This is a genomic window from Microcystis sp. M20BS1, assembly GCF_020245305.1.
Lineage (GTDB): Bacteria > Cyanobacteriota > Cyanobacteriia > Cyanobacteriales > Microcystaceae > Microcystis > Microcystis ichthyoblabe_A.
Map to the genome: position 1 here is coordinate 1 of NZ_JADBUZ010000170.1, position 12,213 is coordinate 12,213.

At 43.5% G+C, this 12,213-nt stretch carries 13 protein-coding genes and 1 pseudogene; 9 read left to right on the forward strand and 5 right to left on the reverse strand.

What is annotated here, in order from left to right:
* Window positions 1-172, forward strand: a 172-nt coding sequence (locus tag IM507_RS16775; RefSeq protein WP_271931852.1) for a photosystem II protein D2, incomplete at its 5' end; no start/stop codon positions are given.
* Window positions 156-1,538 carry a photosystem II reaction center protein CP43 gene (psbC, locus tag IM507_RS16780; RefSeq protein ID WP_002739004.1) on the forward strand — a complete coding sequence of 461 codons (1,383 nt, stop codon included), beginning with the start codon at window positions 156-158 and terminating at the stop codon, window positions 1,536-1,538. The genes IM507_RS16775 and psbC, both read left to right, overlap by 17 nt.
* 62 nt (window positions 1,539-1,600) lie before the next feature.
* Here the strand turns inward: psbC and cobD are convergent, their stop codons facing one another.
* A complete protein-coding gene (gene cobD / locus IM507_RS16785; protein WP_002738701.1) occupies window positions 1,601-2,665 on the reverse strand; it encodes a threonine-phosphate decarboxylase CobD in 1,065 nt (354 codons plus the stop codon).
* Between the two features lie 31 nt (window positions 2,666-2,696).
* A complete protein-coding gene (locus tag IM507_RS16790) occupies window positions 2,697-2,981 on the reverse strand; it encodes an HU family DNA-binding protein (RefSeq protein ID WP_002739253.1) in 285 nt (94 codons plus the stop codon).
* Between the two features lie 549 nt (window positions 2,982-3,530).
* On the opposite strand from IM507_RS16790, the gene IM507_RS16795 reads away from it, so the two are divergent.
* Both IM507_RS16795 and ureE read left to right on the forward strand, forming a co-directional pair.
* Window positions 3,531-4,016: a DUF4168 domain-containing protein gene (locus IM507_RS16795; RefSeq protein WP_002738674.1), complete on the forward strand. Its 486-nt coding sequence runs from the start codon at window positions 3,531-3,533 to the stop codon at window positions 4,014-4,016.
* A 76-nt stretch (window positions 4,017-4,092) separates the two neighbouring features.
* The gene (ureE, locus tag IM507_RS16800; RefSeq protein WP_002738434.1) at window positions 4,093-4,569 is read left to right on the forward strand and encodes an urease accessory protein UreE; all 477 of its coding nucleotides are present in this window, start codon (window positions 4,093-4,095) and stop codon (window positions 4,567-4,569) included.
* A gap of 481 nt (window positions 4,570-5,050) precedes the next feature.
* Here the strand turns inward: ureE and IM507_RS16805 are convergent, their stop codons facing one another.
* Together IM507_RS16805 and IM507_RS16810 are read right to left on the reverse strand one after the other, a co-directional pair.
* Window positions 5,051-5,698 carry a Uma2 family endonuclease gene (locus IM507_RS16805; protein ID WP_002738484.1) on the reverse strand — a complete coding sequence of 216 codons (648 nt, stop codon included), beginning with the start codon at window positions 5,696-5,698 and terminating at the stop codon, window positions 5,051-5,053.
* Between the two features lie 72 nt (window positions 5,699-5,770).
* Entirely contained in the window at window positions 5,771-6,373 is a 603-nt protein-coding gene (locus IM507_RS16810) for a DUF928 domain-containing protein (protein ID WP_199309477.1), read from the reverse strand.
* Here IM507_RS16810 and IM507_RS16815 point away from each other — a divergent pair.
* Window positions 6,327-6,662 (forward strand): annotated as a pseudogene (locus IM507_RS16815) (ISL3 family transposase); the annotation flags it as partial. The gene IM507_RS16810 and the pseudogene IM507_RS16815 sit on opposite strands and share 47 nt — an antisense overlap.
* 733 nt (window positions 6,663-7,395) lie before the next feature.
* Window positions 7,396-7,677, forward strand: a complete 282-nt coding sequence (locus IM507_RS16820; RefSeq protein ID WP_002790909.1) for a hypothetical protein — start codon at window positions 7,396-7,398, stop codon at window positions 7,675-7,677.
* A 23-nt stretch (window positions 7,678-7,700) separates the two neighbouring features.
* Here IM507_RS16820 and IM507_RS16825 read toward each other — a convergent pair whose 3' ends face one another.
* Window positions 7,701-8,681 (reverse strand): aspartate carbamoyltransferase catalytic subunit, encoded by a 981-nt coding sequence (locus tag IM507_RS16825; protein ID WP_002738968.1) that lies wholly within the window; start codon window positions 8,679-8,681, stop codon window positions 7,701-7,703.
* Between the two features lie 83 nt (window positions 8,682-8,764).
* On the opposite strand from IM507_RS16825, the gene IM507_RS16830 reads away from it, so the two are divergent.
* The 3 genes from IM507_RS16830 to IM507_RS16840 all read left to right on the forward strand — a co-directional run bounded on the left by IM507_RS16830 (window position 8,765) and on the right by IM507_RS16840 (window position 11,626).
* Window positions 8,765-9,367, forward strand: a complete 603-nt coding sequence (locus IM507_RS16830; RefSeq protein ID WP_002739340.1) for a GUN4 domain-containing protein — start codon at window positions 8,765-8,767, stop codon at window positions 9,365-9,367.
* A 301-nt stretch (window positions 9,368-9,668) separates the two neighbouring features.
* Complete coding sequence (locus IM507_RS16835) at window positions 9,669-11,126, forward strand: efflux RND transporter periplasmic adaptor subunit (protein ID WP_002750991.1); 1,458 nt, start codon at window positions 9,669-9,671, stop codon at window positions 11,124-11,126.
* Between the two features lie 5 nt (window positions 11,127-11,131).
* The gene (locus IM507_RS16840; RefSeq protein WP_002738430.1) at window positions 11,132-11,626 is read left to right on the forward strand and encodes an ureidoglycolate lyase; all 495 of its coding nucleotides are present in this window, start codon (window positions 11,132-11,134) and stop codon (window positions 11,624-11,626) included.
* Window positions 11,627-12,213: the final 587 nt, after the last annotated feature.

The following is a 12,213-nucleotide window of genomic DNA, read 5'->3' on the forward strand; positions in this document are numbered from 1 at the left end:
TGACTTCGTTTCTCAGGAATTGAGAGCGGCGGAAGACCCAGAATTTGAAACCTTCTACACTAAAAATATTCTGCTTAACGAAGGTCTGAGAGCTTGGATGGCTCCCCAAGACCAACCCCACGAAAACTTTATCTTCCCTGAGGAGGTTCTCCCGCGTGGTAACGCTCTCTAATATCCCTACCGCTACCGGTCGTGACCAAAGTTCCACTGGCTTCGCTTGGTGGTCTGGTAACGCTCGTCTTATCAACCTCTCCGGTAAACTGCTCGGCGCCCACGTCGCCCACGCCGGTTTAATCGTTTTCTGGGCCGGGGCGATGACCCTGTTTGAAACCGCCCACTTTATCCCCGAAAAACCGATGTACGAACAGGGTTTAATCCTGCTTCCCCACTTAGCTACCCTCGGTTTTGGGGTCGGTCCGGGTGGTGAAGTAGTCGATACCTTCCCCTACTTCGTCGCTGGTGTTTTGCACTTAATTTCTTCGGCTGTACTCGGTTTTGGTGGTATCTACCACGCTATCCGCGGACCGGAAACCCTAGAGGAATACTCTAATTTCTTCGGTTACGACTGGAAAGACAAAAACCAAATGACCAACATCATCGGTTATCACCTGATTCTCTTGGGTTGTGGTGCGCTGTTGTTGGTATTTAAAGCCATGTTCTTTGGCGGTGTCTATGATACCTGGGCCCCTGGTGGCGGTGATGTCCGCATCATCACCAATCCTACCCTCAACCCCGCAGTTATCTTTGGTTATCTGACCAAAGCTCCCTTCGGTGGTGAAGGCTGGATTATCAGCGTCAACAACATGGAAGATATCATCGGCGGTCACATCTGGATTGGCTTAATCTGTATCGCTGGCGGTATCTGGCACATTCTCACCAAACCTTTTGCCTGGGCGCGTCGCGCTTTCATCTGGTCTGGAGAAGCCTATCTGTCCTACAGCTTGGGCGCTCTTTCCATGATGGGCTTTATCGCCGCCGTTTACGTTTGGTTTAACAACACCGCCTATCCCAGTGAATTCTACGGTCCGACCGGTATGGAAGCTTCCCAAGCTCAAGCTTTCACCTTCTTGGTGCGTGACCAACGCTTAGGTGCTAACGTCGCTTCTGCCCAAGGCCCCACCGGTCTAGGTAAGTACCTGATGCGCTCTCCCACTGGCGAAATCATCTTCGGTGGTGAAACCATGCGTTTCTGGGATTTCCGCGGTCCCTGGTTAGAACCCCTCCGCGGTCCTAACGGTTTAGACCTCGACAAAATCAGAAATGACGTACAACCCTGGCAAGTCCGCCGCGCGGCTGAATACATGACCCACGCTCCTTTAGGTTCCTTGAACTCTGTGGGTGGGGTTATCACTGACGTTAACTCGTTTAACTATGTGTCTCCTCGCGCTTGGTTGGCTACCTCTCACTTCACCCTCGCCTTCTTCTTCCTGATTGGACACCTCTGGCACGCTGGACGCGCTCGCGCCGCCGCCGCCGGTTTCGAGAAAGGAATTGACCGCGAGACTGAACCCGCATTGGCAATGCCTGACCTCGACTAATTTCGGTTAGTTCGATGGCAGCGGCTCCCGTCTAGTTGACGGGAGCCTTTTTGTGGTTAATATCAGACATTGACATCCTCAGACGCAGCTAAAACACTCTCTAAAGCCGATAATAATCGTTGATTTTCTGCCGGTAAACGGACAGCGACCCGAAAATAATTGCTGCCCAATTCGGGGAAACTGAGACAATCGCGGATAAAAATTCGATGATATTTTAATAAAGCTTCCTGTAGGGGTAAACAGGAAGATTGAGATTGTACTAAGAGGAAGTTAGCGGCACTGGTTTGGGGCTGTAATTGCGGAAAATTAGCTAATCCCTGCCATAAATCCTGGCGGGCTGCCGTTAACCAATCCCACGTTTGTTGTTGAAAATCCCTATCTTCAATTGCCGCAATAGCGGCAACCACAGCCAAGTTATTCACCGACCAAGGATCGCGCCATCTTTGCCATTGTAACAGGCGATCGGGATGAGCGAGGACGTATCCTAGACGCAAACCGGGGAGACTGTAAAATTTAGTTAGGGAACGCAAAATCAAGAGATTGGGATATTCCGGCAACAGAGATATTAAACTCTCCTGTTGTGGCGGGGGTAAAAAATCCATAAAAGCTTCATCCACTACCACCAAACCAAATTGCGATAGATAGGGACGAATGGCCGCCACCGTCCAGAGTTTCCCGGTGGGATTGTGGGGATTATTGAGTAATAAGCCTTGTTTTTCGGGATTAACAGGCTTTAAACTGGTTAAATCTAGGGAATGTTGGCAGATTTTTCCACCAAAACTTTTTAAGGCCCGTTCGTAATCGTTAAAAGCAGGTGTTAGTACATAAACACTATCAAATGAGGCCAATTCCCGACCAGCCCAGGTTAATAACTCAGCCGTACCATTGCCCGGGAGAATCCAATCTGGTCCGATATTGTGCCATTGACCGAGGGCAGAACGCAACTGCCAATACGCGGGGTCAGGATAACGAGTCAGACTGGTTAAATGGCTTTTAATAGCGGTTAGTGCGCTTTCCGGTGGACCGAGGGGGTTGATACTGGCAGAAAAATCGAGAATAGAGGAAACCGGACAGCCAGCAATTGCGGCCGCCCAGTCAAGATTACCACCATGTTTAGGTCTAGGCAAAAGACTTACAGCGAACGAAACTCAACAGTAATTATTCCTTATCCGGAGCCACTCTGTCTTTAAACAGTTTACCCGCCGAGAAAGCCGGGACGCGAGTAGCTGGAATCTCCATCTTATCGCCGGTTTTCGGGTTGCGTCCTTCCCGGGCCTGACGTTCCCGGGCCTCGAAGGAACCGAATCCTACTAGGGTTACTTTGTCCCCCTCAGAAACCGCATCGATAATGGTTTCGATGGCGGCAGTGAGAACAGCATCTGCTTGTTTTTTGGTCACAGAGGCTTTGAGAGCGATTTGATCGATTAATTCACCTTTATTCATGCGCTAACTCCTTTTTTTGCGGTTTTTCTGAGTTTAGGGTGGTTGTCAGTAGTTTATTATGGTTCCCCTGTTGAGGACTCGCCAGGATCGAGTTCACTAAATAAAGCCTCAAATCCTCATTGGCTATATATTCCACTGCATTATTCTAAGCGGGAATTGTCTCGATCGGAATCGCTGAAACCTTTAATTTATCTAGATTTCCCCCCGATTCCCCGGTAAGAGGAGAGACAAAAGGGAATAAGCGAGAGATTTACGGCGATATAAGCTAATAAAAAGAGATTAGCAAGCTAAATTGCCGATAAATATTCTCTAAAAGCGATAGGCATCCTAACTTCCCAAAAATCGTTCATCGGTTCTCTCCCAGATGTTTGACTAATTTTGCCCCCAAAAACGTTAAAAAAGTTTACCAAAGCAATTTCTGCCCAAAAATTAAGGTTCAGACCCAGGAGATATTCGCTAGAATTGGAACTTATGATCGTTAAAAATATTCAAAAAAGCAGGATTTAACTGGAAAGTTTGCTATCATTATCTATTCAGCGACAAACTCGCATGGTGATTTACTGCTATCCCCTAGCCGATCTAGGTCAAAGCTTAAGACGTTCTTTTATCGTGACTTTTTTGGCAGTAATCGCCATTCTTGGCGGTGTGATTCCCGAATTTTCTTGGACGACGGCGGTGGTTAGTTTCCGGTCTTCCGCTTATACTCAAGATTTTACGGCTGACCAAATTAAACGTTATGCGACCGCAGTTTTGTTGATCGAAACCCAAAGAAAACAAGCTTATCAGGCAATTTCGCAAATTTTAGGCAAAATTCCCCCAGCAATTACCTGTAACCAACGGGAAAGCTTTAATAATCTTCCCGCTAATGCCCAAAAAATTGCCGTCGATTATTGTAATAACTCAAAAAAGATTGTCCAAGACAGTGGACTGAATGCGACTGAATTTAACGCCATTACTAATCGGGTTCGTAGCGATGATAACTTGAGACGACGGGTACAAAATGAGATGATTCGTCTGCAGCGGGAAAATAAATAGAAAAAGTTCCTCAGTTTTTCCGGTCAAGTTGGAGTCAGGGCTACAATAAGAATGTTTTTTCCCATTGACCAATATCATGTTAACTTTTACCGAGCGCTTACCCCCCCGTCATACCGCTAGTCCACCTCCCCCAGAAACGGTACTTTTTAGCCTTCTACTCACGGCCGAAGAACGCACCCGCAGCCGTTATCGTCTCGACAGTCCCGAAGGTTTTTCCCTCTGTTTTCGTTTACCCCGCGGCACAATTCTACAGGACCGCGATTTCCTGCGGGGGGAAAACGGCGAAATTATTCAAATAATTGCTAAACCAGAACCAGTTATCACTATTACCGCCCCTTCAACCGATTTACTCCTCAAAGCGGCCTATCACCTCGGTAATCGTCATGTAGCCCTAGAAATTAACCCCGATTATCTGCGTCTGGCCCCCGATTCTGTCCTACAAGCAATGTTAGAAGGTTTGGGATTAACTGTAACTGAAGAAATCGCCCCCTTTAACCCCGAAATCGGCGCTTATCAGCATTATCATGACCTGGAAGAGGCAAAAAAGGGATAGTTAGCTAATCTTGCCCAATGCCCTTTCTGATTTAGAGTAAGCAAAAATCAAACTCGGTTTCGACTTACCTCTTTTCCTACCATAAATTGTAGTTTTTGGGCATTATCTTAACAAAATTTAACTGACAAAAAAACAGTAACTTTTTAACAGCCTCTACGGGATATTTTCTTAATCAAGAGGCTCTCATTCTGCTAGTTTCTAGAATTTTAATCGGCCTCGGTGAATTGATTAATCATCAAAGTAAAAATCGAACTACGAGGAATGAATAACCATGGTACTTTCAGAACTAGCACCAACGGCTGTAACCTCTGTCCTGTCTGATTTATCCACACCCACTGAGGTTAAAAAATTCCCTGCTCAAAACAATGATCTAATCTATTTTTGTGAACTAGATTCTAGTAATAAACTGATCATTGAACCGCAAGGGGTTTATACAACTCTCGACGGACGAATTTATCTTATTCGAAAATGTTAGGATTTTTCAACTATTATCTATATTTTCCGTCAGCCAATTTTTAAAGTTTCTGATGGCTTCACTTCTCCCCACTTGTTGACTTTGTTTAACAAATTGATTAATTAATTCAATAATCGGGATCTGAGGAAAATTGGGACTGCTTAAAGACTCAATATATTCTCCTTCTTGTAATAAATTAATCTGTAGGCCACTTTGAGTATAACGCCACAGTTCGGGAACACCTAACTGTCGATAATTATCTAAATAAGTACGGGAAGTAATATCAATTTCTAGGACTAAATCGGGGGGGGGATCACTTTCTAAATTAAGTCTATTTTTGCCAATAACGGCTTGATAGTTTTTAATATAAAAACAGGCATCAGGTTCAACCGCTTGATTCATCCGCTCGTTTTTAAATGTTGTTGATCCTAACGGTTCAAAATCAATATTGAGTGCTTCTAACAAAAACTGAACCATATAACTAATGATTTCTTTATCTTTTTCATGTTCGGGTAAAGGTACCATAATTTCTAATATTCCGTTACTGTAGGATAACCGAGAAGCACGACTTTCTCCTAATTCTGATAATATTGTCTCAAATTTTTGCCAGTTAAGCTCTTTTAAAAGTAACTGTTGACCGGGATTGACGATAATTTGTTCTAAGGCTAATTGCATGGCTTTAGCTGAAAATGTTGATTTCTTAGTTTAATTATACCCTTACTCATAGGATTGCAACAAAAATTAAGCCTATTTGTAATATTCTGCCAGTTTTATTAAAGTGTTATTTCGTCGAGTAATAATTTTGGCATCAACCCCTTCAGATGGATCTAAATGTTCAGATTCTACAAGAGATTTAATAAAATTGGAAACTTGAGGGTTTAATTCTCCTTGATGGGTTGAAGATAAGCTCGTCATTAAAGCATCATACCATAACCCATTTTCGGCATAGCGTTCTGCTTGTTCAGTTTTTTGAATTGGTGGTTGACTTAAATGAATGGGTATTTCAACCACTCGGAATTCTGCTCGTTGAATCATCCAAACGTCAGGACTTTGACGAATAGCGACTTGCCATAAATACTTTTTACCCACTTCTAAAGGGGTTTGATTACTGGGAAAAGAAAAGTTATGAATTCCTCCTTTTTGTTGAAATCTTAACGTTTCTCTCCTTTGTTTAATTTTTCCTTGCTCATTAAATTCAAATAAGCGAAAATCTACCTCATAATCCGTATTTTGATTACCCACTATGCAGACAAAAGAAGGGGTAACAGATACAGTTTGACCGACATAAACTTGCGATGCAATATTGGAAGAAGTATATAAAGTGTCTCCAAAACTTGGGGAAATGCACAAATTAAAAGAGTAATTTAGAGAAGTATTTGAGAAAAATACGGAGGGGAATGAGGGATTATTTGCCTTGAGCGATTGGATAAAAAAGGCGATGGCTTACTTTCCTAAAAGCTGCCAGACAATTCGTCGCTGGATTGACGAAATAACTGCCTATTTTGATAACCGAACAACCCAGGGAACAGTGGAAGGAATTAACAATAAACTGAAGGTGATTAAAAGGAGAGGCTATGGATTTAGAAACTTTAAAAACTTTAGTCTTAGATGTTTATTAAATTGGCATTTTGCTAGTTGATTTTATATGGTAAGTTCGGAAGAACCCAAATTACCTCATTTGTTGAGGGGGGGACTGGATGAAATAATTTACTTCCTGATCCCGATCCTGCTACTTTAGGAGGGATAGGATTAGGTTTACGCTGGTTAGTGGCTAATGGTTTAACTGTTCGTTTAGATTACGGGATTCCGTTAGTTTCTGTCGATAATTCCGGAAATTCACTGCAAGAACAAGGGTTTTACTTTTCGGTGAGATATAGAAAAGCATTCCAGCATATTCTGAGAGAATTATAATAATAGTTCTCAATTAACTTAATCCGAATCTTTATCTTTTGTCGCTTGGTTAATTTCAGCGTTTTTCTCAAATATGAGGTATAATCAATGTGGTTTGTGCTTCGAGGCGAGCGCTCTGTTCAAACCCTCATTCTGTAAGGCTTCTGGGGTTGATGATCGCACTTTTTGATTTCAAAAAAGCCTAAAGATATTATCCAACCAGGTTTTTAGATTTATTCAGCCAACCCTAGTTAAAAAAGAGAGGAGTAGGTCGCCATATCTAGTCCCTTGAGAACGGAATTCGGTATCGGTCAAAGTTTCTAGAAAAGCCCTAGGAATAGCTTGAGTATTTATACTTATTGCCATCCAAGTATGCTTCCCCTAAGATATAGTTGATCGGTAATCGTGCCGAACTAATTACCGAAAATTTGGGTTTAAAACCCCTTGAATGATGTTTTTATTGTATTCAGGAAGTTGAAAAAATGAAGACCAAATCGATCATAAGCTTACTATCCCTTAGTATTATAGGAATGTCAATCTATGCAGGTCAAGCTAATAGCAGTGATTATCGAGCTTTGACCCCGGAAGAAAAATCGCAGTTGACCGATGCTTTGCTAAAACAGGGCTGTAGGAATCCTAAAGAGATGAAATTTGATGTTGAGACTAACCAGTTTGAAGCAGAAGATGCTGTGTGTGAGGGAGGAAGAAAGTATGATATTTACCTTGACAAAAACTTTAGGATTGTTTCAATGAAACCAGACTAAAAGAGCAAATCCCTGAGAAGCTTTTACCGGTCGCCGCGAAGATTACCAATGAGGTATAACAAAGCCATTCTAACAGCAACACCACTGGTAACTTGTTGGGAAATCAGACTAAAATCGGGATCGTCCATCAAATCGGAACTAATTTCCACTCCCCGATTCACAGGACCTGGATGAAGTACTTTCACCCCTGGTTGACAGGATTGCAAACGAGGACGAGTAATGCCAAAACTTTGATGATATTCGCGTAAACTGGGCAAAAGATTGGCAGTCATTCGTTCTTTTTGCAGTCGCAGGGTCATCACAAAATCGGCCTTTTCTAAAGCTGGTTCTAAATCCCAGTGGAGAAATAGGCGATCGCACAATTCCCCAAAATATTTCGGCAGTAGGGTAGGGGGTGCGGACAAATGTACTTCCGCCCCTGCCGTGGTTAAACTCCAGATATTGGAACGAGCCACACGAGAATGGAGTATATCCCCGACAATAGCGATTTTTTTGCCCTCTAACAGTTCTAAACGGGGATTTTCCTCATCTAACAGACAACAGATCGTAAACAGGTCTAAAAGTCCCTGGGAGGGGTGTTCGTGTTGACCGTCCCCAGCATTAAGAATACTGACCCCCGACTGCAAACGATCCATTTCTGCGGCAATTAAATCGGGAACCCCCGACTGTTGATGTCGGATAACAAAAATATCCGTACCCATGGCCACATAGGTTAAAGCGGTATCGAGAATCGTTTCCCCCTTAGTCAAACTGGAACTACCCGGGGCAAAATTAAGAACATCGGCCGAAAGACGTTTCGCCGCTAGTTCAAAACTACTACGGGTGCGGGTGGAAGGTTCAAAAAAAAGATTTGTCACCACTTGACCTTGTAGGGCCGGCACTTTCTTGGTACGTCGGGAAAGAACTTCACGAAAACTAGAGGCCGTTTGTAGCAGGGTTTGGTATTCTTCCGGTTGCCAGTCTTGCAATCCCAAAATGTGGTGTCGGATCCAAGTGAAAGCCATAGGAGTTGAGGAGGCGGTAAAAACGGCAAATTTCGTCTATGCTATTGTAGGATTTCTTTGCATCAAGTTAATAAATAGGGTTTATGAGAATTAATTTTTCCTTGTGTCAGGTCACTCTCGCGATCGCTTTATTTCTCAATCCCTTGCCGGCGATCGTTGCCCAGACTGCCACCTCTGGGGAAATGGTATCACCGACCACGGGCATTAATTACACTCGCCTGAAAAATTTCCTCGCTCAACAAAATTGGCGACAAGCTAACGATGAAACCCGTAATTTAATGCTGAAAGCGACCGGACGGGAATTACAGGGCTGGTTTACCATGGAAGACCTGCAAAAATTGGCCTGTTGGGATCTGCAAAAGATGGATCAACTCTGGAAAGAAGCTTCCGGGGGTCGTTTTAGTTTCAGTACCCAATTTCGTATTTTTATCGAGACAGGTAATCGACCGGGGCGCTTAGTGGCGATCGAAAATTTTCAAACTTTTGGCGATCGCATCGGTTGGCGTAAAGATGGTGATTGGATTATTTTTAAAGAAAATCTTAACTATACCCTCAATGCTCCCGTCGGTCATCTGCCGGCGCCCCGGGACGAATATCAGATCGCCGGTGGTCGTCTAGAATACACCACCCTCGCCCAAAGATTAGTCACCTGTAATATTGTTAGCTTAGGGCAAAGCAAACAATAGACCTCTTGTAAAAATCAAAAATTGTTGTTAGGGTTAGGAGTCAGTAGTCAGTAGTCAGTAGTCAGTAGTCAGGAGAATTAAGAATGAACAATAATCAATTAAATAGTCTATTTACGGATTTTATGCAATTTAATCCTTATTTTTGCCGTTTTTGAACCCTCAAAAATTAATTATGCCAGAGGTTTAATAATCACGGCGATCAATTCTGTAGAGTAAAATTTAAGGAAAAGCTTCTCTCCTCACCTTCCCTTTTTTTCCGATTTACTAGCACTTTTTCTGCCAAAACTCCCTAAATTTAACAATGATTAAACGATCCGTTAACGTATCGAGAGCGATCGGTTCGTCGATCGCCGTTTCCCTAATTGTCACCGGTTGCGCCCCCCAGGGCCCCCAGGCCACCGGACCGGCGGCTGTTCCCGTCAAACTGCAAACCCTCGGCACCGACAAATTAGTGCAAAGTAGCGAATTTGTCGGTACTTTGATCGCCCAACAGCGTGTTAGCGTCTCTCCTCAGATTACTGGTCGGATTCGCTCTATTTTCGTTAAATCTGGCGATCAGGTAACTCAGGGACAAAAAATCGCCGAATTGGATCCCGAACAACAACAGCAACAGGTAAACGCCGGCATCGGCCAGGTAAATTCGGCCAAAGCGAACCTGAATGCGTCTGAGGCGGATTTAAGGCAAAGACAAGCGCAAGCGAGGGCAAATAAAGCCCAAATTGCCCAGAATCGGGCAAATGTGGCCAATGCTGAAGCCAATGTTAAAAGTCAGATCGCCACCTTGAGCGCCGCCGAAGCCGATTTACAGAGAGCGAGAGCTAATTTAGATTTGGCGGAAAAAAACCTAACAAGAGCCGAATTTCTGGTTAAACAAGGCGCACAGCCCCAACAGGACTTAGATGATCGCCGCCGCGACATTCAGGCCGCCAAGGCAGAAGTAGAAGCCCGGTCTCAAAATCGTGATGCGGCCCGTCAACAGGTGACGGCGGCTAGAGCTACCCTACAGGCAAACAAAGAAGCATTAAATATCGCTATTCAAAACGAATTAGCCTCAGGGCAACAGGTGGCGGCGGCGGCGGCAACAGTGAACAGTCGTCAAGCGGCAGTAGCCAGCGCTGAGGGACAATTAGGGGCGACGCGTCAGAATTTAGTTTTTAACACCATTACCGCCCCGATTGATGGTTTTGTCGGCGATTTTAATCAAAGAAAAGTCGGCGATATTATCTCCCTGGGTGAAGAATTAACCTCGTTAACTAACAATAAAACTTTGGAACTAAATGTGCAGATTCCCGTGGAATTACAACCGCGTCTGCGCGTCGGGTTGCCCGTGGAAATTATTAATCCCGATGGCAGCCCGGGGGTTCGCGGTCAAGTAACTTTTATTTCCCCCACCGTTTCCCAAGCTACCCAATCGGTTTTAGTGAAATTTGCCTTTACTAATGATGGCAGTCTTCGCAATAACCAATATGTGCGGGCGCGGTTAATTTGGGATCAAAAACCGGGGGTATTAGTTCCCACCACGGCAGTGACTAGCATCGGGGCGCAAAATTTTGTTTTTGTGGCCGAAAAAGAAAAGGCTAAAGAAGGTCAAGAAAATGCCAAGGAGCGTTTAGTGGTTAGACAAAAACCCATTCAAGTCGGCACGATTCAAGGGCAAGCTTATCAGGTTATTTCTGGAGTAAATGCCGGGGAAAGAATTGCTGTTAATAATATTCTTTCTCTCCGAGATGGTACAGCTATAACTGTTAGTCAGCAGTAATTTTTATGAGTAATTCGATTACCGTTCGTCCCCTGGCAGCGCAACTAATTACCGCCGAGAGTTTCCGTCCCTACGGTCAATTAATAACCCCTGGCCATGACGGGAAACTGTTTGATGAAAGCGATGCACAACTGCATTTAAAAAATGGTGTGCCACGTTTTTATATTATGCGTTTACAGACTCGCGGACGTAAATTTAAGCGAATTACTCGTCATAGTCAATGTACCCAATGTCTTGGTTCTTTGGGGGGACAAGAGTGGTTTTTAGGAGTGGCCCCCCCTAGTCCTCATCCTCAACCAGATTTAGAAAAATTAAAGGTTTTTCGCATCCCCGGGGACTGTTTTATTAAATTAGAGGTGGGAACTTGGCACGCTGGCCCACTTTTTGATCAACCAGAGATCAATTTTTATAATCTCGAATTGAGCGATACTAATATTATCGATCATTTTACCTATAATTTTGCCCAAGAGCAGTCAATAGAATTCGAGATTGTTGATTGAAAAAATTAATTTTTTTACCTAGGTTTTGCTGAATGTCGGTGAAAGCTGACAGGGAGAAAATGTGAGTTCTATGAAGTTAAAAAAGGGCAGAAGGTAGAGCAGGGAAGTCTTTTACCTCTAAATCCAGAGAAGGCTTAATAGGATGATAAGTGTAAGCAATGAGACTCCCTAAAAGGTTAACTAGAAAATTCCAGATACTACTTTGAATTGGCACTATTTGTCGATTAAGTCTGAAAACGATGACCTATAGTCATTTCAGATAAGTATGATACAGTCTAGACCGACAAAATCCTTAGGAACTCTGGGATTGATATTCTCAATCTTAATTGAAATGACTATAGGTTGCTCTAATGGGAAGTTTTGTGACGACAAGTAGCATTGATGATATTTATGGGGAATAATAGATTTAGATGAGTGCCTAACTTTCCAATTGGTAGCGACTTGCCATGAACCCAACAACCGCCAATTATGATGAACCCTGGAAAGAAGCATTAACCGAGTATTTTGAAGCGTTTTTATACTTCTTCTTTCCCGAAGTTCACCAATTAATCGATTGGACAAAAATTCCCGAATCCCTAGAAAAAGAA

What these genes read in the sequence shown, in the direction of transcription:
- IM507_RS16790 (WP_002739253.1), bottom strand. Translation starts at nt 2,981, where the DNA reads ATGAATAAAGGTGAATTAATCGATCAAATCGCTCTCAAAGCCTCTGTG.
- IM507_RS16820 (WP_002790909.1), top strand. Translation starts at nt 7,396, where the DNA reads ATGAAGACCAAATCGATCATAAGCTTACTATCCCTTAGTATTATAGGA.
- IM507_RS16795 (WP_002738674.1), top strand. Translation starts at nt 3,531, where the DNA reads ATGGTGATTTACTGCTATCCCCTAGCCGATCTAGGTCAAAGCTTAAGA.
- IM507_RS16830 (WP_002739340.1), top strand. Translation starts at nt 8,765, where the DNA reads ATGAGAATTAATTTTTCCTTGTGTCAGGTCACTCTCGCGATCGCTTTA.
- IM507_RS16825 (WP_002738968.1), bottom strand. Translation starts at nt 8,681, where the DNA reads ATGGCTTTCACTTGGATCCGACACCACATTTTGGGATTGCAAGACTGG.
- ureE (WP_002738434.1), top strand. Translation starts at nt 4,093, where the DNA reads ATGTTAACTTTTACCGAGCGCTTACCCCCCCGTCATACCGCTAGTCCA.
- IM507_RS16840 (WP_002738430.1), top strand. Translation starts at nt 11,132, where the DNA reads ATGAGTAATTCGATTACCGTTCGTCCCCTGGCAGCGCAACTAATTACC.
- IM507_RS16835 (WP_002750991.1), top strand. Translation starts at nt 9,669, where the DNA reads ATGATTAAACGATCCGTTAACGTATCGAGAGCGATCGGTTCGTCGATC.
- IM507_RS16805 (WP_002738484.1), bottom strand. Translation starts at nt 5,698, where the DNA reads ATGCAATTAGCCTTAGAACAAATTATCGTCAATCCCGGTCAACAGTTA.